The organism is Pseudomonas sp. GL93, assembly GCF_003408955.1.
GTDB lineage: Bacteria > Pseudomonadota > Gammaproteobacteria > Pseudomonadales > Pseudomonadaceae > Aquipseudomonas > Aquipseudomonas paracarnis.
This window is the reverse complement of record NZ_NKRF01000005.1, coordinates 149,362-167,887: the sequence shown is the minus strand read 5'-3', so window position 1 is coordinate 167,887 and position 18,526 is coordinate 149,362. Positions and strand designations below refer to the sequence as shown.

Below are 18,526 nucleotides of genomic sequence, written 5' to 3'. Positions count from 1 at the left end.
AAAAGCCCCGCTTTCGCGAGGCTTTCGTGTAAATCTTGGCGGGAAACCAGGGATTCGAACCCTGGAGACGCTATTAACGTCCGCCGGTTTTCAAGACTGCCGAGTTAACTATACAAATCAACACATTAGCTACTGATAGTTTCCGCATGTAGCCATTTTTAGCTGACCTGTAAGCCGCGCAGATCAAGGGGCGCGCATCGAGTTGCGGAAACGATTTCCCCTTCCCCGGCGTCCTGCCGACCGAACAAAAACACCTATTTGCATGCCACCGACCAAAGCTGATCAAGCCTCGTCGTATAGCTCTGACTCATCATCTCCCGCCGCACGCCCCATTCATGGTTCGTCTGCACGCTGCCCGATCGCAGAGTTCCCCCTCCCCATCGTCCATTGATCTAATCCAGCACCGCCATCAACCTGGATGCTTCCGCTTGCTGCGACGCCGCGAATAGATCATCGGTGTACTCGCCTGGCTGGCAGTGTGGGTCTCAACAGCAGCACGTCACGTTCAGTCATACGGCCTGTGATGAATGCCACGGGGCAGGCGCTTGACTTGAACAGAATGAAGGGATGCAGCACCACGAGGATTTATAGGACAAGCTCTCTGTCAGGATCGATCCTGAGAAAATCGGCGGTAGGCTTTTTGTGAAGTCTACCGCCAACTATCCTCCTCCAGCTATTCAGGTGCTTCTGCCCTGGTCCCAGTGATTTCGGAGCCCGTGCTTTCGGAGTAGTCCATTTGAATTTTTCTCTCACCTGTTTCAGTCTCAATAACTCTTGCTGATACACTGTCATTGCCACCGGCAGTTTCCCCCATATATGTGTCAAGGCGCTCCATGTAGCCCAGCTCTTCATCGGTAGGCTGAACCTCAACTTCTTCTGCAGTCGCTACTGCGCAAAAAAGCATGGATACAATCAAAATGTATGCCGATTTTTTTGTGATATTCATTTTTCACCTACTTTAGTTTTCCATGTAAAAGTTTGCTATAGAAGGTCCATTGCTTTCTGTTTCCTTCCTCCTTAGCGGTGCTTGAACATTTGGTGAATGTATCCCTAACCTGCTCGATCCCTAATGAGTAGTCCTTCATGGCAGAAATGAATTTGTTGTTAAAAATTATTGTTGCCGCAATCAGTTTTATGTCTGCTGATGGCAGATCACAGACTGAGGAGTTTGGCTGTGTGTAGCAGCTGACGTGGCTCGTGTAAGCAATTTTCTTTACCTCTTGGCAATTGCACGATTTTGTATCCGTGAATGGTATCGACGGTACAATAGCCTCCTGCAAACAGCGCAATGTATTATCGCGCCATTGATTTCCGTTTGAGGTAAACGAGTGCTCATTTAGGAAAGCGTCACAGTATTGCTTGCCAAAAGACATCAGATACTCCTCATCGCTGCCAGTGCAATTGCAGTACTTATTGAAGCAGGAATCATAAACGTCACAGCTTGGGGTTATTGAGTTTACGCAGTTGGCCATTACAGGGAGGCATGCAAATAACAAAAATATCCCAGCTATTAATCGCATGATGCGAACCTCTATTTTTCATCACCACATATTAGTAGCAGAGGGAAGCTTACTTTATATCAATTTGAACTAGGGCTAGCTTCTGATTGGAATTGAACTGGAGTTGGAGCTTTCAATTTTTAATGCCCGCCCCCTCTTTGCAGATTCTTTTGGAGCGTAAATGTATGACGATTACTACTAAGGGAACCGTGACCAGCAGCATCCCAAGCCTCGGCCAAAAATAACAGGGCGCAAGCCAGGGGTGGCCGTGGCCCTCTAGTGATTCAGGGTCGACAAGGCCGCGGACAATGTGGAACAAAGGGCAGGAACTGCCCAATAGCCTAGCCTCCTCCTGAGCGGCTCGGCCGATTACCAATTCATAATGGCCAGCTCTCCAGTCACGGCGACTTTCCCCTGCCTCGGGTTCGCGGTGCTGTAGCGGATATCCATCGATTCCATACGAAAACCCTCAAACGCCCGCCGGATATCTGGATGATCGTTGATGCTTACCATCATCTTGCCCTGGCAGGTCCGCATGAAGTCGGCCATTCGCTCGTATTCCTCAAAGCCAAATCCGACCCCGTAGCCTGCCGTCTGCCAATATGGCGGGTCCGTGTAGTGGAAGGTGTGCGGTCGGTCGTACTTCTTGGCACACTTCAGCCAAGGCAGATTCTCGACGTAGGTGCCGGAAAGACGCTGCCAAGCTTGCGATAGATTTTCTTCGATTCGCAGCAGGTTGATTGGCCGCCCGGTTGTGGCAGTGCCGAACGTCTGGCCCGTGGCGTTAGCTCCAAATGCGTGGTGCTGGAGGTAGAAGAACCTCGCCGCCCTCTGGATGTCCGTCAGCGTTTCGGGCACCGCCATCTTCTGCCATTCGAAAATCTGCCGAGAGCTAAGCGCCCACTTGAACTGGCGCACAAACTCCTCGAGGTGGTGCTGAACAACGCGGTACAGGTTCACCAGGTCGCCGTTGATATCGTTAAGCACCTCCACCTTTGCAGGCTCTTCGCGCTTGAAGTAAAGCGCTGCGCCGCCGGCGAACACTTCAACGTAGCACTCGTGCTCAGGGATCTTCCCGTCTAGGTTGGTGACTTTTGTGTCGAGGCTGGTGAGCGCCTGAGCGGTACCTTCAAATGCCTCGACCACACCCAAGCGTGGCGACTTGATTGAGTCCTACCAGCTGGAAGTGACCGACACCCGCGATGGCACGACCGTAGAGATCTCAGTACCGACGAAGAAGCTCATTTCAGCTCATAGCATGAAGAGCATTCTGCTCGGCCGAAAATTGTTCTACTCCGTCACGCAGCGCAAGCACGCGAGAATTCTGAGCGAGATGTTCGATCAGCAGTTGCCTGAAGAAATCAAAGACTAGCTCGGCCCGCGGGCTGTTTTCGATCAAAACAAGGAGCGTTGAATGTCATGCTGCGGATGGATCTACAACCTCTTTAGAAAAACTCCGGAAAAATCAGACCCACCGTTGTCACCAGCAAAGCACGCGCAAAACATTCGTAATGCGATTCCTGCAGCCTGCCAAACCATAAAGGGGCTTCAAGATCTGAAGGTCGTCATTTCTAGGTATACAACCGAAGACCCAGAACTATTCAACGCCATCAACAGGACCTTACCCCTCACTGCGCCATCCTCTATTGGGGATTTTGACTTGCTGGGGCAGATTTGCGACATGATCGCAGATCATACTGAACGCGCGAAAATCCTTAAAACGCTTGAGTGGGCGAATTATTAGTACTACGGGCGATGGTACAGACGCAAAAAGCCCAGCGCGGAGCTAGATTCATTGATCAATATTCCAACTCGCTGTCTTGATGCTTCAAGCCATCTCTCAAAAGAGCGACGACACGCTCGGCGCCTCCACCATAAATGAGAGTGTCGTAAGCGAATTCTGACTGCCGGTAGTGGCCGTTAAGTGTCTCAAGAACCGCACAGATTGAATCCAGGGCCGCTTTGATCTTTGTACGGCTGGCAGGCGGCAGCGGTTTAGCAGAACCCCTTTGGACATGCAGCAGATCACTGTGAGCAATACGTTTGTTGCGGTGATCGCGTGCAAATTTCGTCGCATCCAGCGCATCCTTGAGCGCATCGTTCACCTGTCTCCGAACGTTCAAATCACTGACAAGCGGCGGGATCGCTCGAATGGAAAGGTTTTTCTGAGATTTGTTCTCAGGCGAATCGGTAAGCCTTGATACCCCAAGCATCACAGCATCCAAAAACTGCACCTGCACAATGCCGAAGAAGGAAGGTGCTGAGCTATTCAAAACCTGCACGGTTTCTTCATTCACACCGAACAACTGCTCGAATTGCTCCCACAAAATCAGAACTTCCACTAGCTGATCGTTGAGGTCGCAATACAAAACACCAAGCTCCCCACCCATACTTTTGACGCACTGAACCCGCTTTTCGTCCTCGCTGATCACTGACGGCACTCCTTCCTGTTTGAAGAGGCCGCGGAGCCTGCCATGCCGTTAGCTAGGATGCCACCCTGTCCACCCATCCAGCATGGATGGAATGCCAGTAGCGGGTGCGCGCTTCTACGTAGTAGCGTTGTGCCAACACACGCCGTCGCGAGCCGGCAACAGAGCGTTTTTTTGAGGCCAGCCATTGACCCCCGCCGCTTCTTCGTATGGAGGTGTATCCAGCGTGAACCGTGGGTGCTCAGCATCTGACAGAGGAATCTCTTTGATATTTCCCTGTAAGTATTTCGCGGCCAATACCAAGAAGGTTTCTAATTCTGTTTCGAAATCAACAAAATTCCCGTCAAGGAATGCTCTTCCACGCCGATCATAAGATTTACACCTACTAAAGCTATTTACCCGAAGCACTTCAACCATAAAAACCTCCAAGGAACTTGTCAGAAATGAATGGAATCACCAAAACCAAAAATATTTTAGATACAACAACCGCCCTTATCGAAACCACCGAAGCAGGAGGGGCGTCACGCGGGACTGGATTTATGTTCGCGATAAACATGGGTGAAAATGATATAGCGCCGCTACTCATCACAAACAAGCACGTACTGAAAGACGCAAAAAAACTATCAATAAAGTTCTCCCTTTCTTCCCTATCTGACCATACGCAAAAAATAGGTATTGCGGAATACATACTACAGGAAGGACTGAACAGTATAGTTTTCGAACACCCTGACAGCGATATAGATCTCGCGGCCATAAACATTGCCGCCTTGTTGCAAAACTTAACGGACTCAGGATACTCAGGCCATGGAAACATGTTCTCTGAGAATGATATCGCGGAAAAAGAGATCCTAAGTACGCTAGGCTTAGCCGAAACCGTTGTCATGGTTGGCTATCCAACCGGGCTCTCTGACGAAAAACACAACCTACCAATTATACGGCAGGGAACACTGGCTAGTGACCCGAAAATTGACTTTAATGGGCGTCGGCATTTCGTAATTGATTGTGCATGCTTTCCTGGATCAAGTGGAAGCCCAGTTGTTTTGAAAGAAACTCAGTCCATTCATGAAGACCAAGGCAATTTAATCTTCAAGCGCCGCCCCAACAAATTAATCGGGATTTTATATGCCGGACCTATACACACTAGCAAGGGCAAAATTGTAATTAGAAACATTCCGAGCAATGCCGACGACTTTGCACAGGTAGATCACATGATAAATCTCGGATATGTAATACCAGCAAAGCACATTTTGGCGCTCAAGAATATGATGACATTGAGACCTGCAGGTCAGACAATAAACTTCAACAGAACAATAACAATGTTCTAAATGTGTATTGCGCTTCCAATGAACGTATTGGCCATTTGACTTATTGCTCATTTTACGTGCTTGTGCCTGAGGATCAGGAGCCTCGCGCACTCTCCCGCTGCTCCGCCATCACCTGAAGGGCTTCGGCCTCCATTCGCCGGAAGTCGCTGAAAATAGTTTGTCGCTGGCTGATCGGCACGCCACACATCCGAATCACACCGGAGAGAACGCTGTAGTCCATGCCTGTTGCGCCGCACGCGCCTGTGCGCCACTGGGTGCTCATGGCTTCGAAGACCTTGAAGGCGTCCCAGTTGTCGGGCCAGATGCCGACTTCCTTGTCGGGTATATCCTGGCGGGACAAGCCGAAGGCCATCAGGTCTGCATCTGACGGCCCTGGTTCATACAGCGCGCGGGAGGCGCTTAGGAGTTTCCCAGGCGAGCTTCGCTGAAGGCTTCGGCGTACGCGTTCAGCACTGCCTTAGGTGCTGAGTTGATGGAGTTGACGAGGGTGCGCACGTTTTCAGGCGTGAACTTTTCTTCAATATCCCAACCGACGACCACATCCAGCAGTTGGTCTGCTTGCAGGGCGATCTGGGCGGCAGTGAAAGCCTTGAGGTCCATGTCGCCGAGCTGCTTACTCAATTCGTCGTGCCGCTCGTTCCAGCCGGTATACAGCTCGGCCAGCGCGGTTCGGTCCAGGTACTTGAACTCGAACTCCACCTTTTCAGCGTTGTACCCGGCCCGCTGGATCATCACCGGCGCTTTGAAGGTCGGCTTCTGGATCAATTTGAACTTAGCCATGGGTTACACCACGGCTGCATAGCGAGTTGGAAGGCCAGTCAGGGCAACGCTGATAACACGGGTCATCAGGTTGTTGCGTGACATGGTCGGCGTCGCAGTGATCGACACGCAGCCGTTGTAGATAATGCTGCTACCGCCCGGGAGGTTCAGGCGTAGCAAACGAGGCTGTTTGTCGTCGTCTGCCGCCTCGCAAACAGCCACATAGGGCTTCGACGGATCGTCAGCGACAGTGTAAGTCAGCGTGATTGGATTCTTGGTGGTCGGCATCTGGCGGTCGTTGTCGTCGGCCACAAAACCAAAGGTAAGGAACTGCTGATCGCCACAGGCCGAGTTCATTTCGGTGACCTGCGAGATCTCGGTGAAGGCCGTCACCTCGCGGACAGTGCCGATACCGGAGCCCGCTGGGTACTGCTGAACGTTGGTAGTGTTCACACTTTCCAGGGCGAAGGTTCCGCTGGCAATTACCCCCACACGGACACCGCGACCGTCGAGGCGAGTCCAGCCGGAGTTAACTGCGATCACATCACCTTCGGCAAGACCATGTGCTGCTGCGGTCGCAATTGCAGGATTGGCATTGGTCAGCGCGGTGAACGGGATTGCATCGCCGTAAGTCGATGCAATTTCAAGTGTTGCGCCGTTGGGCATTTGGATGCCGGCCATTGGTGTTTCCTCTTTTCAGAAATGACAAAACCCGCACATAGGCGGGTTTCGGGGTTTGCCCAACGGGCGGATTAGAACGTGTCGGCTCGATACTGAAACGACAGAGGCAAGGTACTCGTAGTCTCGCCCTGGATGGATGCGGCCGTGGCCATGGGCGAGCGGACGTAAACCGTGAAGTCCGCTTTCGTCAGTGGCAGGTTGTTCGGGTACAACTGTGCGATCTCTTCGGCAATCGCGCCGGCGGCGCCAGTGCCCGAACCTGACGCTGTGACCACGCTGACCTGAAATACACCTCGATAGGAGACGTGCTTGCCGGCCAAGTCCTCGCTGTCGGTATTCCCTGGCATCAGGTACGCCCTCAGGTAGGTAGCCCCTCCGGCTGGCGGTGTGAATGTCACGCCTTCATACGCGATCACCAGCTTTGGCGTACGTGCGTCAGCCCAGGCCTTCAGGCGTGCCTCGAACAGACTTCGGATGATTCGATCGCTCATGCTGAAAGCTCCGAGACGGCTTTATTTATGAACATCTGAAATTCCGTCACGGTGATCTGCACCATTCCGGCCGGGGCCTGGTTGGACCAGCCTTCGTACTCAAGCCGTGGGCCGTATGGGAGATTGTTCATGATCCAGATTTTCCCGACGCCGATCTGGTAATGCTCAAGAACGCCCTTGCCAATGGCTTTGGCAGCAGAGCCAGTTGGGTCGACAAGGTCCAGCATGCCGGTGGCGCCTACCTTTGACGTGGCGGCCCACCTGGTGGGAATGACGAATCGCCATGTTCATGATGCGGTCGGTCATGCCGTTGCGCAGCATGTCGCTGGAGCCCGCCTCGTTGACTTTAAACAGGCCAGACTGCTTGCCGCGCATGTTGCCGATGGCGGAATGCCCCAGAACCAGCTGCAGATCGTTGGTAGGCGCACCATTCTGCTCCAGTACGCCCAGGACGCCAGCGAAGTCGGACAGATCTGCTGCGGTACCGAATGGCGTAGTGCCGGCGGTGCCGACGGCGCGGGATGCGTTGCGGTAGGCCTCAACCCATAGATCCTTCTCGATCTCGTTCACCAGAGTGCGCATCGCTTGGTAGAAGCGATCAGCCTGAATGGACGAGAAGGTGCCCGCGTTTTGCAGGCCCTTGGTCTGCTCACCGTTCCAACGAACCGGAACGTGCTTGCTCTTGGTGATGGCCACGGCCACGTTGTCAACGGCGGTATCGCCAGTATCTGGAGCGGTTACGCCGGGGATGTTGTCAGCGGCAGCTTCTGCGCTGGTGATCGGGACCAGTACGTCCTGACCGATACCATCGCGACAGTTGGCGATCAAACAACAGGTTGCCGGTGTTGGCCTTCATGACGGCAGCCTCGCGATCAGATCGGCCAGTAGCTGGGCGTTGGAGTTGCCGCCGCCTTTCTCGATGAGCTTGAGCTCAGCACGTCGCTTCTCGACCTCAAGACGCTTCAGCTCAGCATCAAGCTCGGCATGCCCCGGCGCAGTGAACATACCGAGGTGTCGGCCAATATCTACCAGCGCGCCCTTCTTGTCGTGCAGCTTGACCTTCAGCCCATCACGGCCTTGAGATACCTCAGCAATAGCTGCTGCTGTTGAGTCGTCCACCTCGGTTGAGTCGATCAGTGCCAAGCCGTGGTACGGAACCATGTCCTCAGGGGCGTCATCCTCCCTGTCGACCATGCGGACCTGCGTCTCTCCCCAGCGGATGACCTTACGGATGTCGCTGAAGCCGATCTTCGCCAGTTCGCGAAGCACCATATCTTGGGTGATCTCGGTGCGGGCCGACCTTGACTGCATGCGCTTTTCGAGCGCTGCCTTGATGTCAAGTTTTGACAAGTTCTGATCTGCTATCTGCCGCGCCGTCTTCTTGCTGTACCCCGCGCGGATAGCTGCTTGCGTGGCATTCAGGTCTATCAGGTACTCATCGACGAAGCGCTGCTGTTTTGCTGTCAGCGCCATAGGGGTTCCTTGAGACTTTGATGCCTCGCTTGGGTAGGACTTGAAATGATGGCTGGATGCCAGTATCAGTACGCGCCGCGGGAGGCGGTGCCGGACGAAAATCTAGGAATGAAGATGAAAAAGCCACAAGCTGACTTTGAATACATGCACGACCTTCTCAACGGCTTCTTTAAAATGCCCAATATTCGGTCAGCCCTACGAGTCATCCAGAAGCAGCAGATAACCGGATGGGAAATTTGGTTTCAGGTCGAATTCGCACGCTTCCTGTCAGAGCATATTTCCGAACCTGACTGGGAGCGCGAATACGCAGTTGAATTTGATTATCGCAGAGAAAAGTTGGGATATTTTTTCAAGCCAGACTTCATTATCAGAAAGAAACACTGGCCTAAAGATCGCTATGTTGCGCTCGAGATAAAGCAACATATTCAGCTGGGGAACTGCCTTACGAATATGGTCGCCGACCTCGCCAAGGTGGCCAAGATTCGAAAGTCGCAGCTAGATCTACGATCAATCTGGGCGTTGGGCATTTTCCCTTACGACCCGGCGATTGACGTGAGAGCTATGATTGAGGACAAGCTCTATGGTGTCGGGCAGCCTTATCACGAAACAAGGACGGCTACGGCACGCATCCCTCGCACTAAGTTTAGCTATGCGTTGTTTTGATAGAAGCTTGATCACGCCCACATGACCCGGATGTCTGCATCCAGTAGGTGGGCATGGTCTTCGTTGTGAATGGTGCCGGTGTCGGCAAGGATCTTGGTTTGTAGCCATTCCCAAACCTCTGTGGCTGGAGTCAGCCGAATACCGACGTCGGATAGCTCCGACAGCTCAATCAGTGATGCGGGAGGCATCGGTCTGTTCATTGATCACCTGATCTTTGTAGCGACAGCACGTTTAATTCAGACCGGAAAATGGTACGAATACAGCACTCAGGAGTGAATTAGGCGTGGAGGATAGGTAGCTCATTCATTACAGGCGATACGCATGAGCTACACAGAGACAATATCGAAGGCGCTTCTTGTCATCTTGATTGGACTTTACCTAATGGGGCGACTCACACCGAAAACAGTGCTGATATTTGTGCTAGGAGGCGTCACCCTATGGCAAATATTTAAACCCTAACCACAATGCAACCCGGCCCGGTAGGCGCGTTCGATTGCCTCGCAGTCGGGTTGCTTGGTTGTCATTATTGGTGGCTCAAAAAAAATATTCAAACCGCTAAAGTTCGTCGTTCTTGGGACCGTTGAATAGTGAAACTATCGAAAAAGGCAAACTCGCCGAGGATCGATATTGAAAATGAGACCGAGATGCTCTTGACCAAAACGAAACTGGCTTGCTCCGACCGTCCTTACCTTCCATTGCCTGTTCTGGGAACTGGATACCGAATTGGTGATATTCCCGCCATCGTCATTCTTAAATCAGGTTTCGCAGTAAACCTCGCCAGAGAGGGCTTGAAGCGTGTCCCGGCGGTTGATCACAACCAGCGGGTTCAAGGCGCAATCGATTTCATTCGTTCAACGGAGTCTCCCCCGTTTGAAATCGGCTCATTGATCTACACAACTGAACCGGACTTCATGTCTGGCAGGCACCGCACCCTTGCATTAGCTGTAGAAGGATTTCAGACCATACCGTTCCTAGTCTCCGAACGAGCGGCCAAACTATTGACAAATTACTGGGGTAGCAAAGAGGAGGCGCTACTCGAATATGACTTCAGCTTATGCGAAACCAAATTACTGATTGGCCACTAGCACTCTCTCTTTACCGCTATCGCTCTACCATTATGCTGGTCTGCTGCTGGGCGTACCCATGCAGGAGAGATACGACGAAGCCCTGAGGCAGGCCGGCAGCCTTGGCCGCGTCGATTGCTTTGGCAATGGCGCTGTCCAAATCGGTCAGGGCCTTGTTGATGTCCTGGCTTATCGGTAGCGCGTGGTGCAGACGGGTGACATTACTCATAAAATTACCCTGATCGAGTAGGAGGCGGATTTACATCCGCCGTCCTCTCACACCACCGTACGTACGGTTCCGTATACGGCGGTTCAGGTTATGCGATTAAGCCGGTTTATCGTATCCAGTATTGAGACCAGCCCGAGTCGATCCCAGAGCTTCTTCGGTAGCGCCTGATTCATATGTGACGCTCCCGAGTTCCACCATGGGCCTCGGCCATTGACCGCCGATTTCCACGCCCGCGCCTCGTTGATTCCCAAACGTATCAGGTTGCGCGCCCTCGTAGAGGGCCGCTTCCATTGACGCCATATGACGCAACGAAGTTTGTGACGCACCCAGCCATCAAGCTCCTCAAGTGGCCGCTTGCTCTGACTCAGCTTGAAGTAGCCAGCCCAACCACGCAGCACGGGAGTCATTTGCTCAACGATATATCTCATTGAGCGGGCCCGTACCCGACGCAAGAGTTCCCTGAGTCGGTCGCGCAGGCAGTGCAGGCTTATGCTCGCTACTCTCAGCTTCGGCTGCTTATGCCAGCTCATCCCATAACCCAAGTAATCACAGGCCCAAGGCCGTGCCACACGGCTCTTTTCCCGATTCAGTGTCAGTTTCAGACGCTGAGTCAGGAAGCGCTCAACACTGGCCATGACCCGTTCGCCTGCACGATGACTGCGCACATAAATGTTCGCATCGTCGGCATAGCGCACGAAGCGATGGCCCCGCCGTTCCAGTTCGCGGTCGAGTTCGTTGAGCAGGATGTTCGACAGCAACGGCGAGAGCGGGCCGCCTTGCGGCGTCCCTTCCTGCCGTCGGCTGACGAGTCCGCCTGACATCGTCCCCGCTTCGAGATAACGACGGATCAGCGTAAGGACGCGTTTGTCTTCGATTTGACACGCAACATGGGCCATCAGGACATCGTGATTGACCCGATCAAAGAACTTCTCGAGATCAAGTTCCACGCACCAGCGGTGTCCCGCCGCTACATGGTCACGGGCGGTTTCGATGGCTTGATGAGCGCTTCTGCCCGGACGAAAACCGTAGCTGTAGTCCGAGAACAGTGGGTCGAAGATCGGCGTGAGCTGTTGCAACAGTGCCTGTTGGATCAGGCGATCCACGACGCTGGGGATACCCAGCTGCCTTGTGCCGCCTTTGGGCTTGGGGATGTCGACGGCGCGTACACCTTGGGGGTGATATTCGCCGGCCAGCAACCGAGTCTTGAGGATCGGCCAACACTGTTTCACGTAGCCCGCCAAGTCGTCGACCATCATGCCATCGGCACCCGGCGCGCCCTTGTTGCTGACCACGCGTTGATACGCACGCCTGAGGTTGGCCGGTGCTAGCACCCGCGCCATCAGCGTGTCCGGCTCCGCGTTCGTCCACGTCACAGACGCCGCCGATGTCTGCGCACTGCCAGCCGCAAACCCCGGATTCCGTCCGGGACTTGGGGGGTTACAGCCCTCTTGTGGAGAGATTTCTGCTTTCCGACATTCGACGAGACTCTGACGCCTACTGGCGGCATAACCTGTTCGGCCCTTGGTAGCATGGTTACTTGCCACTTACTACGGCCTCGGCTGACTTCTGTAGGTTCATCCCGTCGCCTCTCGACGCTCGGTAGCACAGTGGCAAACCTACAGATCTCCCAGGGTAATTCGCGCGACCTTCCTGCTTATGCCTGTCGGATTTACGTCACAGCGTTCCGTGCAAGTATCGGGCTTTGACGGTTTGGGCCGCCTTACCCCGCTGTGCCGCCTCTATCCGCTTCCTGTTCGTCAGGCCAGCATTTTGCCTCGGGCTTCCTTCAAATTCGCAGTCACCCGCGACACCCTTGCCTCTGGCTAACACTTCCCCTTGCCGGGTGTGTAGAGGACTTTCACCTCCAAGTCACCAGCGTGGCCACCACAGCCAAGCTGGTTGCGCTGACGCGCAACGCGCCGTGCCTGGCGCACCCATAAAAAAGCCCCGGCGGTTGCCGAGGCCAATTCGAGAGTTGCTTCGTCTACTACGCGCTTGTATGACGCTTGGTTCGCACCACCCTCACAGGCAGCGTCGCTGCAAAAGCAAATGCCTCTTCACGCGTGCGGAACGAGCCGAACCGATCAGCATTCGTACAGACCCTCCAAGGACCGTGGTTTACGCTTAGGACGTCGTAACCATTGATATGCATCTTGGTCAGGATAGGAACACTCATAATCACCTCCTTTTCTAGAGATAATCTCGGGCTGTCCTAACCACCATACACTCGCTTTTTGGGTCTGTGACTACCGCGTGTCGCGCCACGATTTGGCGCATTCGAAAACGTGGCGCGGATTACGGTGCAAGCCGCAGTTGTTGGTCGAACAGCTCCCGAATCTCTCCAAGACGTCGCATCACAACCGGTTCACCCTTCAAATGGATAAGGTGGGCCAGCTGGTGGACGATCCCCTCATCCGAAAGCACCTGGCTTGTCGGCAGCTCCTTGAACCAGCACACGAACACGGCGAAGTGCATAGCCCCTGGTAATTCTTTCAGGAAGCGCTTGTCAGTCATCTGGACGTATCGGGCGTGCTCTTCGCGTAGCTCTTGGTAGCTGACTGAGTAGGCATGGTCGCCGAGGACGTAATCCATTCGGGCCACCCTCAATAGATTGGCGCCGGCAGTACCGGGCGCCTTTGGTTTAATCGGTTTTTCGCCTGCGCTCATCGGTGCACGTCATGCACTGCTCGCAGTTCAGCGTCTTGCACAGCCAGGCCTTTACCGTCTGCCAGTAGGTGACCATGAAGATATGGCGGGCACCGGCCATAGCCAGGGCGATATGCAGCGTCAGGCCAGCAGTAGTCGGGCCGAAGAAGATGCTCTGGCTGCGAGCCATGACAACGAACCCGCTTATGGCGATCGCCGAATAAACCAGCTTGCCCAGGATACCGTCTCTCACCTTCCCGCTCAGTACGCACCAGGTCGCCCAGAAGGCGATCAGGCCGCAAGCGATGGAGTTAATCAATTCAAGGTTCATGGTGGATTTCTGACCATCTGGAGGACGTGATCGAACATTGCTACAAGAAGCTGCGCGAAGAGGCCAATCAAAGCCAGATGGTGGCTTCCGGCTGGATCGCTATCCCCGACACCCTGTCGCTGGACGAGGAGCACGCCGCGCGGATCTTCGAAGCGGTTGGAGCCTGGAATCAGGTGAAGGTCGATTCATGCGCCGCATAGCCCGCCCCCAGCAACGTAAACGTCAAACCTGGCTCGCACTGCCGGCCAGCGGAATAGAAGAGGTAGGCCATGGCAGCCGAACAGAAGGAACGCACGGCCAAGCTTGCCGAAAAGCGGCAGGAACTGGGCGAGCAGGAATTGCGGCACACGGTACCGTACGGCACCCGGCAGATGCTCGACGAGTTGATGCGCTGGCATGAGATCGAGGAAGTCAGCGAGGCGATGCAGCTACTGGTGCTGAATGGCCGAGCCGAGGATCTGCCACCGGCGCCACCGAAGGTCAAAGGGACGTCCGATATCATCCGTCACTACTTCCGCCCGGGAATGCGTGACCGGTTGTCATCGCTCACCGCCGAACTGGGCGAGTCGAAAGACCGGGCTACCATCTGGCGACTGATCGCACACGCCCACTCGCTCGGCGCCGATGAATCCGCAAGCTACTTCAAAATTAAGCGCCACGTTTTAGATGTATCCGAAAACGTGGCGCACAAATTACGGCAAGCAGGCTTTGCCGAATCGCTCAAAATGAATGCAGAAGACGAAGGCGACAACGACTGAAAACTCTAACATTTCGCTGCATGTAACCAAAAGGCACACAGCCAGTTTGGAGTGCTAAAAATCAAGACGGGTAGAAATACCAAGTTACACCAATCACACCTGCCAGCAATACAAATGCAGAGGACCACTTCAGAATCTGGAAGGACTTTTCCCCTCTTTTCACGCGCTGCCACTCAGTTTTCAAAACCAATTGAGTTTCTGCGACTACCCCCTCAATCAGGGATTCAGTTTGCTTTTTGCTGAGACCTTCCCCTTGGCTCATAGTATCTAAAACCGCGAGGAGACGAGCGTGTTCTTTAACATTAAGCCGCAGTCTAATCCTCGTTATCAGGTTCGCCATGTCAACAAAGCTATCTTTACTGGACACTAGAAATTCATAAGCATGACTTTCGCCCTTCGCTTTAACGGAATCAGCAAAGCTGAGCATTGCATACATAATCCCTGCTAGCTTTGAAACATCATTTCGTAGCGAGTCGATCCATGACTGACGGAACTCCGATGTCTTCTGATCTTTAGTCAAAATAGCTACAGACAGTGAAATTGCACCAGCGATTACAGCAACCACCACGGCGCCTACTAACGGGATTAAAGCCTCTTCTTTTAACATGCGCGCTCTCCATTTTTTTACATCATCGCATTTTCGAGCAAAGCAACCTACCGCCCGCCGACTCACTGAGGGCGAAATCTGACTGGAGATAATCCATGAGCAAGCCAAAACTCGATCCGGCATCACGCAAGGTGCTGGCCTACTCCGTAGAGACCAACGACCCCGAAGAATCCAACATCCAGTTCGCCACCTCGAACGCGGCAGCTCGACGTCAGGGTGCGGACGAGATTGGCACTGACTTCGGCGCAGTATCATGCCGACGAGCGCATTGGGCCGACCAGTATGCGGGCCAGCGCATTATCCCGGCGAAGGCTTACATCGACGCCGGCTGGTGGTTCGGCTGTAATCATTGCGGCGCCAGGTGCGACAGTGATACCAGCTATTGGGATGAAGAGAGCGAAGCCGATATTGCACTGAACCTGGTGTTCGATGGTCGAGTGGTCTACTGCTCTGCGGACTGCAAGACCGGGCACGAAGCCGAGGTCACGGCCCGCAATGCCAGATTTGAAGAATTCAAGATTCGGGTAGCAGCGGAGCGCCCAGGTGTCACTTTCACCGAGTTCACCGGTGGTTATCCATGGTGCGGCAACAAAGGGCTATTCACTTTCCCCGGAGCCCAGTACGGCGGCTCGGTCACTGACACGGAAGAAGGCGAGGAACTGAAGTGGTACGTAGCCCAAGGCGATAAAGCAGCCTGGGACTACTTCATCGCTGAGCATGAATCAGTCTGATCCAGCTTCATAAATTGCAATGGCCCAGAAAGTCTAAGCTAGCGATCTTCCGCCCAGACGGACTCACAAGGAGAAAATGTCTCCTGGGTCCTGCGCCATTGGCAGGAACATGTCTCGCAGGTGTAGAACGAAATATCCTTGCCGATCATGCTTCGCTCTCCCGTTTTATAAAAGCCGTTGGCATTGGACCCGTCGTCAATCTTGTGCATTACCTCTTCACAGCACTCTTTGATAAACATCGCGTTCCTCCTTGATCCGGCTCCATGCCGGTCATCCGTAATACTCCAGCCATCACCGCATTACCGTTGCGGTAAAGAGTGATGCTTACCTGAAAAAACACGATACTCAGCTCGGGGTTTCGCTTACGACTACCCATCTCATTTTGTATGGATAGTGGTCGTCGCCGTAGCTGCACTGCAAGGAACGATCTTCTGTGGGTTGAAGAGTGAAGTGTTTAAAGGTTTCTGTTGGCTTTCCCCCGCCCCATGGGTTGAAGATCTCTTTTACGACGACCTTATATGCCCGTTTGGCATCGCTGTTTATCAGATGTGCAATTTGGCCGGCTGAGGCGAAACCGCAGCGTTCATTGTATCTGACCGTTACGACAGGATCCGCAAATGCTGGGCCAGACAAAATCAGTGCGACGAAAAAACCTATCCAAATCCTTACTCGCATAGACACCTCGCGCATTCGTGCTAGCCCGATGCCAGCTCTAAGGTTATAGACCACCAAAACCAAATTGCCACCACCGGACAGCGGAGGGCGGCGCCTACCTGAGGCAAAAGCAATGCCCGTACTTCACAGCGCAATCCACAAGATCGACAAAAAGCCAGACGGCACCCCGGCCGTTCTGTTCCTCAGCGGCGCCGAGCAAGTAGAGAGCCAAGCCCGTGACGATCTGATGCACCAGTTCAACGAAAGCTACAACGGCGCTACCGGCAAGGGCTGGGGCTTCTTCCATGCCGAATCAGGTGCCTTCCCACTAAGCGGCTGGCTCGGTAAGTACCTGGCAGGAGTCAGTGACTTTTTCAAGTTCAGCACCATCGCCGTCGAGCACCTGGTCAAGCTCATGGAGGAGTCGAACCTGGCCACGGGCGGGCACGCCCTCTTCTGTCACTACCAGCAAGGCCTGAACGATTACCTGGTCATCGCCCTGTTGCAGGAAACCGAAGCGGTGACCATGACCGAAGAGCTGGCCCTGATGACGGTGAAGCGCCTGGACCTGGACCACGTACGCCTGGCCGCTCGCATCAACATCAGCGAATGGCAGACCAACCGCCAGTCGAAACAGTACATCTCGTACCTGAAGGGCAAGCAAGGCCGGAAGCTAAACGATTATTTCCGCGACTTCATCGGTTGCCAGGAAGGCGTAGACGGCCCGGGAGAAACCCGGACGCTGCTGAAGGCGTTCAGCGACTTTGTTGAAAGCGAGGATCTGCCAGAAGAGTCGGCACGCGAGAAGACGCACACGCTGGTGAGCTACTCCATGGCACAGGCCAAGATGGGCGAGCCAATCGCCCTTGATGAGCTGTCGGGTCTGATAGACGAAAACCAGCCGCGAAGTTTCTACGACTTCATCAAGGCGAAGGACTACGGGCTTTCTGAAACCCTGCCGCCGGATAAAAAGACGCTCAACAAATTCCGGCGATTCACCGGCCGGGCCGAGGGGATGTCGATCAGCTTCGAGGCGTACCTGCTCGGCGACAAGATCAAGTTTGACGAAGAAGGAGGCACGCTTACGCTCCGGGGCCTGCCTACTCAACTCACCGAGCAGCTCAAGCGCGCATCAGCCTGATATCGCTCGCGGCGGCGCTTACCTGGAAGAGCTTTCGAAGCTACCTGGCAGAAACGGGGATCCGCCGCGGCCCTTCTTTTTCTTTCGAGTCCTCCCTCTCTTGGCACCTAGAGCTTTTTTCATCGCAGCCTTCGCAGCTTCGTCTGAAGTCAGCTCTATGCCATCGGCAGCAGCTTGTGACTTTGCTGAATCGAGAACATTGATAAATCGTTGGGTTCGTTTATCGAATGCCATTTCCACTCCTGATCCGGCTCCATGCCGGTCACCCGTAATACCCCATATCAACGAATCACGCCAGCCGGCGAGGCAGGCGCACGCTTGGAGATAAGCCATGAGCACCTTTGCAGTGTTTGGAATGACCCTCGATGTCGCCAAGACAGAGGCCCGCAAGAAGACGGCTGGCACCAGGAAGAACGCCAAGGCTCCTGGCGGCGTCGAGCCGATACCGGAAGCCGAGTGGCTGGAGCTGGTCGCCAAGCGCACCGAGAAGATCATGGGGGGGGTACGGTCCGCCAGCTCTCACCGCTCTTCGATGCCCCGCAGTACGCCGAGCAGTTCATTGAGTTGGCACGCAAGACGCTGAGATGCCGAGACATGCAGATCAGGGCCAAGGCGGTGCTGGTGGACGCCAAAGGAAAGCCGATCATCAACCCGAAGACGAAGGCTCCCCGCGTTGGGTTTTCGGAATGGCCGCCGAAGCAGGACTCACAAGCAGCCTAATTTAGTGATGTATGCAAGTATTCTCTACCGATTAAAATCGGATGAAATTTGATTACTTTTTCCCTGCGGTTAGAAGACCAAGAAAAACACCCAGGCATAACTTAGCCGCATCAAAAAACCACACGCTTGAAGCATTCACCGCCCCCTTATCAGGTATTAGACACACCACACCAGCGACCGCAAACACCACCATAACAATCACGACAACAACAGCTATCCAATTATCTGCCAACTTAATCGATAGATACTCCTTCACGGTAGCCTCGGCGCCACTCCCAGAAGAAGTTGTTTTACGAGACTGAGCATATGTATTCCAGTCTTTCAT

Annotated in this window: 27 protein-coding genes and 4 pseudogenes; 10 read left to right on the top strand and 21 right to left on the bottom strand. The window is 54.0% G+C overall.

Going from position 1 to position 18,526, the window contains the following annotated elements; all coding sequences use genetic code 11:
• Window positions 1-254: 254 nt before the first annotated feature.
• From CER19_RS02615 to CER19_RS02605, 3 genes and pseudogenes are all read right to left on the bottom strand, one after another.
• Window positions 255-476: pseudogene (locus CER19_RS02615) on the bottom strand (DUF4113 domain-containing protein); the annotation flags it as partial.
• Between the two features lie 197 nt (window positions 477-673).
• Window positions 674-946, bottom strand: coding sequence for a hypothetical protein (locus tag CER19_RS02610; protein WP_116665288.1), 273 nt, complete (start codon window positions 944-946; stop codon window positions 674-676).
• A 922-nt stretch (window positions 947-1,868) separates the two neighbouring features.
• Window positions 1,869-2,567, bottom strand: a pseudogene (locus CER19_RS02605) (DNA adenine methylase); the annotation flags it as partial.
• A gap of 94 nt (window positions 2,568-2,661) precedes the next feature.
• Between CER19_RS02605 and CER19_RS02600 the strand changes: the two are divergent.
• Together CER19_RS02600 and CER19_RS02595 are read left to right on the top strand one after the other, a co-directional pair.
• Window positions 2,662-2,871: a hypothetical protein gene (locus CER19_RS02600; RefSeq protein WP_116665287.1), complete on the top strand. Its 210-nt coding sequence runs from the start codon at window positions 2,662-2,664 to the stop codon at window positions 2,869-2,871.
• A 42-nt stretch (window positions 2,872-2,913) separates the two neighbouring features.
• The gene (locus CER19_RS02595; RefSeq protein WP_116665286.1) at window positions 2,914-3,243 is read left to right on the top strand and encodes a hypothetical protein; all 330 of its coding nucleotides are present in this window, start codon (window positions 2,914-2,916) and stop codon (window positions 3,241-3,243) included.
• Between the two features lie 55 nt (window positions 3,244-3,298).
• Here the strand turns inward: CER19_RS02595 and CER19_RS02590 are convergent, their stop codons facing one another.
• On the bottom strand, window positions 3,299-3,931 hold the full coding sequence (locus CER19_RS02590; RefSeq protein WP_256660359.1) for a hypothetical protein: 633 nt from the start codon (window positions 3,929-3,931) through the stop codon (window positions 3,299-3,301).
• Between the two features lie 114 nt (window positions 3,932-4,045).
• Window positions 4,046-4,345: a hypothetical protein gene (locus tag CER19_RS28510; protein ID WP_133298298.1), complete on the bottom strand. Its 300-nt coding sequence runs from the start codon at window positions 4,343-4,345 to the stop codon at window positions 4,046-4,048.
• A gap of 26 nt (window positions 4,346-4,371) precedes the next feature.
• Here CER19_RS28510 and CER19_RS02585 point away from each other — a divergent pair, with 26 nt between their 5' ends.
• Window positions 4,372-5,253: a serine protease gene (locus tag CER19_RS02585; RefSeq protein ID WP_116665284.1), complete on the top strand. Its 882-nt coding sequence runs from the start codon at window positions 4,372-4,374 to the stop codon at window positions 5,251-5,253.
• Window positions 5,254-5,326: 73 nt separating this feature from the next.
• Here CER19_RS02585 and CER19_RS02580 read toward each other — a convergent pair whose 3' ends face one another.
• The 7 genes from CER19_RS02580 to CER19_RS02555 all read right to left on the bottom strand — a co-directional run bounded on the left by CER19_RS02580 (window position 5,327) and on the right by CER19_RS02555 (window position 8,657).
• Window positions 5,327-5,605, bottom strand: coding sequence for a DUF1799 domain-containing protein (locus tag CER19_RS02580; RefSeq protein WP_116665283.1), 279 nt, complete (start codon window positions 5,603-5,605; stop codon window positions 5,327-5,329).
• Between the two features lie 47 nt (window positions 5,606-5,652).
• Window positions 5,653-6,033: a phage tail assembly chaperone gene (locus CER19_RS02575; protein ID WP_116665282.1), complete on the bottom strand. Its 381-nt coding sequence runs from the start codon at window positions 6,031-6,033 to the stop codon at window positions 5,653-5,655.
• A 3-nt stretch (window positions 6,034-6,036) separates the two neighbouring features.
• Window positions 6,037-6,693, bottom strand: coding sequence for a phage tail protein (locus CER19_RS02570; RefSeq protein WP_116665281.1), 657 nt, complete (start codon window positions 6,691-6,693; stop codon window positions 6,037-6,039).
• 71 nt (window positions 6,694-6,764) lie between these two features.
• Window positions 6,765-7,184 (bottom strand): phage tail terminator-like protein, encoded by a 420-nt coding sequence (locus tag CER19_RS02565; protein ID WP_116665280.1) that lies wholly within the window; start codon window positions 7,182-7,184, stop codon window positions 6,765-6,767.
• The gene (locus CER19_RS28505; protein WP_133298297.1) at window positions 7,181-7,411 is read right to left on the bottom strand and encodes a hypothetical protein; all 231 of its coding nucleotides are present in this window, start codon (window positions 7,409-7,411) and stop codon (window positions 7,181-7,183) included. Before CER19_RS28505 ends, CER19_RS02565 begins: the two co-directional genes overlap by 4 nt.
• Window positions 7,350-8,012, bottom strand: a complete 663-nt coding sequence (locus tag CER19_RS02560; RefSeq protein ID WP_256660358.1) for a P22 phage major capsid protein family protein — start codon at window positions 8,010-8,012, stop codon at window positions 7,350-7,352. The genes CER19_RS28505 and CER19_RS02560 overlap by 62 nt, the downstream gene beginning before the upstream one ends.
• Before the next feature lie 24 nt (window positions 8,013-8,036).
• Window positions 8,037-8,657: a terminase small subunit gene (locus CER19_RS02555; protein ID WP_116665279.1), complete on the bottom strand. Its 621-nt coding sequence runs from the start codon at window positions 8,655-8,657 to the stop codon at window positions 8,037-8,039.
• 45 nt (window positions 8,658-8,702) lie between these two features.
• Here CER19_RS02555 and CER19_RS02550 point away from each other — a divergent pair, with 45 nt between their 5' ends.
• Window positions 8,703-9,320 (top strand): hypothetical protein, encoded by a 618-nt coding sequence (locus CER19_RS02550; RefSeq protein ID WP_116665278.1) that lies wholly within the window; start codon window positions 8,703-8,705, stop codon window positions 9,318-9,320.
• A gap of 14 nt (window positions 9,321-9,334) precedes the next feature.
• On the opposite strand, the pseudogene CER19_RS28985 reads toward CER19_RS02550, so the two are convergent.
• Window positions 9,335-9,520, bottom strand: a pseudogene (locus CER19_RS28985) (hypothetical protein); the annotation flags it as partial.
• 444 nt (window positions 9,521-9,964) lie between these two features.
• Here CER19_RS28985 and CER19_RS02540 point away from each other — a divergent pair.
• Entirely contained in the window at window positions 9,965-10,405 is a 441-nt protein-coding gene (locus CER19_RS02540; protein WP_116665277.1) for a hypothetical protein, read from the top strand.
• Window positions 10,406-10,421: 16 nt separating this feature from the next.
• On the opposite strand, the gene CER19_RS02535 is transcribed toward CER19_RS02540, so the two are convergent.
• The 5 genes from CER19_RS02535 to CER19_RS02510 form a co-directional block, all read right to left on the bottom strand.
• Window positions 10,422-10,613: a hypothetical protein gene (locus CER19_RS02535; protein WP_116665276.1), complete on the bottom strand. Its 192-nt coding sequence runs from the start codon at window positions 10,611-10,613 to the stop codon at window positions 10,422-10,424.
• Window positions 10,614-10,696: 83 nt separating this feature from the next.
• Window positions 10,697-11,986: a group II intron reverse transcriptase/maturase gene (gene ltrA, locus CER19_RS02530; RefSeq protein ID WP_116665275.1), complete on the bottom strand. Its 1,290-nt coding sequence runs from the start codon at window positions 11,984-11,986 to the stop codon at window positions 10,697-10,699.
• 614 nt (window positions 11,987-12,600) lie between these two features.
• Complete coding sequence (locus tag CER19_RS28980; protein ID WP_116665273.1) at window positions 12,601-12,789, bottom strand: DUF2188 domain-containing protein; 189 nt, start codon at window positions 12,787-12,789, stop codon at window positions 12,601-12,603.
• A gap of 119 nt (window positions 12,790-12,908) precedes the next feature.
• Complete coding sequence (locus tag CER19_RS02515; protein ID WP_116665272.1) at window positions 12,909-13,205, bottom strand: hypothetical protein; 297 nt, start codon at window positions 13,203-13,205, stop codon at window positions 12,909-12,911.
• A gap of 49 nt (window positions 13,206-13,254) precedes the next feature.
• A complete protein-coding gene (locus CER19_RS02510) occupies window positions 13,255-13,590 on the bottom strand; it encodes a hypothetical protein (RefSeq protein WP_116665271.1) in 336 nt (111 codons plus the stop codon).
• A gap of 2 nt (window positions 13,591-13,592) precedes the next feature.
• On the opposite strand from CER19_RS02510, the pseudogene CER19_RS02505 reads away from it, so the two are divergent.
• Both CER19_RS02505 and CER19_RS02500 read left to right on the top strand, forming a co-directional pair.
• Window positions 13,593-13,790 (top strand): annotated as a pseudogene (locus tag CER19_RS02505) (hypothetical protein); the annotation flags it as partial.
• Between the two features lie 69 nt (window positions 13,791-13,859).
• Complete coding sequence (locus tag CER19_RS02500) at window positions 13,860-14,348, top strand: hypothetical protein (protein WP_116665270.1); 489 nt, start codon at window positions 13,860-13,862, stop codon at window positions 14,346-14,348.
• Window positions 14,349-14,409: 61 nt separating this feature from the next.
• On the opposite strand, the gene CER19_RS02495 is transcribed toward CER19_RS02500, so the two are convergent.
• Window positions 14,410-14,955: a hypothetical protein gene (locus CER19_RS02495; protein ID WP_116665269.1), complete on the bottom strand. Its 546-nt coding sequence runs from the start codon at window positions 14,953-14,955 to the stop codon at window positions 14,410-14,412.
• A gap of 95 nt (window positions 14,956-15,050) precedes the next feature.
• On the opposite strand from CER19_RS02495, the gene CER19_RS02490 reads away from it, so the two are divergent.
• Together CER19_RS02490 and yejK are read left to right on the top strand one after the other, a co-directional pair.
• The gene (locus CER19_RS02490; RefSeq protein WP_116665268.1) at window positions 15,051-15,686 is read left to right on the top strand and encodes a hypothetical protein; all 636 of its coding nucleotides are present in this window, start codon (window positions 15,051-15,053) and stop codon (window positions 15,684-15,686) included.
• A gap of 787 nt (window positions 15,687-16,473) precedes the next feature.
• Window positions 16,474-17,481, top strand: coding sequence for a nucleoid-associated protein YejK (gene yejK / locus CER19_RS02480; protein WP_116665266.1), 1,008 nt, complete (start codon window positions 16,474-16,476; stop codon window positions 17,479-17,481).
• Window positions 17,482-17,499: 18 nt separating this feature from the next.
• On the opposite strand, the gene CER19_RS02475 is transcribed toward yejK, so the two are convergent.
• Window positions 17,500-17,715, bottom strand: a complete 216-nt coding sequence (locus CER19_RS02475; RefSeq protein WP_116665265.1) for a hypothetical protein — start codon at window positions 17,713-17,715, stop codon at window positions 17,500-17,502.
• 97 nt (window positions 17,716-17,812) lie between these two features.
• On the opposite strand from CER19_RS02475, the gene CER19_RS02470 reads away from it, so the two are divergent.
• Window positions 17,813-18,064, top strand: coding sequence for a hypothetical protein (locus tag CER19_RS02470; RefSeq protein ID WP_116665264.1), 252 nt, complete (start codon window positions 17,813-17,815; stop codon window positions 18,062-18,064).
• 189 nt (window positions 18,065-18,253) lie between these two features.
• Here CER19_RS02470 and CER19_RS02465 read toward each other — a convergent pair whose 3' ends face one another.
• Window positions 18,254-18,526 carry a hypothetical protein gene (locus CER19_RS02465; protein ID WP_133298296.1) on the bottom strand — a complete coding sequence of 91 codons (273 nt, stop codon included), beginning with the start codon at window positions 18,524-18,526 and terminating at the stop codon, window positions 18,254-18,256.

Coding starts and splice junctions, on each gene's coding strand:
- CER19_RS02610 (WP_116665288.1), bottom strand. CDS start 946: ATGAATATCACAAAAAAATCGGCATACATTTTGATTGTATCCATGCTT.
- CER19_RS02595 (WP_116665286.1), top strand. CDS start 2,914: ATGTCATGCTGCGGATGGATCTACAACCTCTTTAGAAAAACTCCGGAA.
- CER19_RS28510 (WP_133298298.1), bottom strand. CDS start 4,345: ATGGTTGAAGTGCTTCGGGTAAATAGCTTTAGTAGGTGTAAATCTTAT.
- CER19_RS02585 (WP_116665284.1), top strand. CDS start 4,372: ATGAATGGAATCACCAAAACCAAAAATATTTTAGATACAACAACCGCC.
- CER19_RS02580 (WP_116665283.1), bottom strand. CDS start 5,605: ATGGCCTTCGGCTTGTCCCGCCAGGATATACCCGACAAGGAAGTCGGC.
- CER19_RS02575 (WP_116665282.1), bottom strand. CDS start 6,033: ATGGCTAAGTTCAAATTGATCCAGAAGCCGACCTTCAAAGCGCCGGTG.
- CER19_RS02570 (WP_116665281.1), bottom strand. CDS start 6,693: ATGGCCGGCATCCAAATGCCCAACGGCGCAACACTTGAAATTGCATCG.
- CER19_RS02565 (WP_116665280.1), bottom strand. CDS start 7,184: ATGAGCGATCGAATCATCCGAAGTCTGTTCGAGGCACGCCTGAAGGCC.
- CER19_RS28505 (WP_133298297.1), bottom strand. CDS start 7,411: ATGCTGGACCTTGTCGACCCAACTGGCTCTGCTGCCAAAGCCATTGGC.
- CER19_RS02555 (WP_116665279.1), bottom strand. CDS start 8,657: ATGGCGCTGACAGCAAAACAGCAGCGCTTCGTCGATGAGTACCTGATA.
- CER19_RS02550 (WP_116665278.1), top strand. CDS start 8,703: ATGATGGCTGGATGCCAGTATCAGTACGCGCCGCGGGAGGCGGTGCCG.
- CER19_RS02540 (WP_116665277.1), top strand. CDS start 9,965: ATGCTCTTGACCAAAACGAAACTGGCTTGCTCCGACCGTCCTTACCTT.
- CER19_RS02535 (WP_116665276.1), bottom strand. CDS start 10,613: ATGAGTAATGTCACCCGTCTGCACCACGCGCTACCGATAAGCCAGGAC.
- CER19_RS28980 (WP_116665273.1), bottom strand. CDS start 12,789: ATGAGTGTTCCTATCCTGACCAAGATGCATATCAATGGTTACGACGTC.
- CER19_RS02515 (WP_116665272.1), bottom strand. CDS start 13,205: ATGGATTACGTCCTCGGCGACCATGCCTACTCAGTCAGCTACCAAGAG.
- CER19_RS02510 (WP_116665271.1), bottom strand. CDS start 13,590: ATGAACCTTGAATTGATTAACTCCATCGCTTGCGGCCTGATCGCCTTC.
- CER19_RS02500 (WP_116665270.1), top strand. CDS start 13,860: ATGGCAGCCGAACAGAAGGAACGCACGGCCAAGCTTGCCGAAAAGCGG.
- CER19_RS02495 (WP_116665269.1), bottom strand. CDS start 14,955: ATGTTAAAAGAAGAGGCTTTAATCCCGTTAGTAGGCGCCGTGGTGGTT.
- CER19_RS02490 (WP_116665268.1), top strand. CDS start 15,051: ATGAGCAAGCCAAAACTCGATCCGGCATCACGCAAGGTGCTGGCCTAC.
- yejK (WP_116665266.1), top strand. CDS start 16,474: ATGCCCGTACTTCACAGCGCAATCCACAAGATCGACAAAAAGCCAGAC.
- CER19_RS02475 (WP_116665265.1), bottom strand. CDS start 17,715: ATGGCATTCGATAAACGAACCCAACGATTTATCAATGTTCTCGATTCA.
- CER19_RS02470 (WP_116665264.1), top strand. CDS start 17,813: ATGAGCACCTTTGCAGTGTTTGGAATGACCCTCGATGTCGCCAAGACA.
- CER19_RS02465 (WP_133298296.1), bottom strand. CDS start 18,526: ATGAAAGACTGGAATACATATGCTCAGTCTCGTAAAACAACTTCTTCT.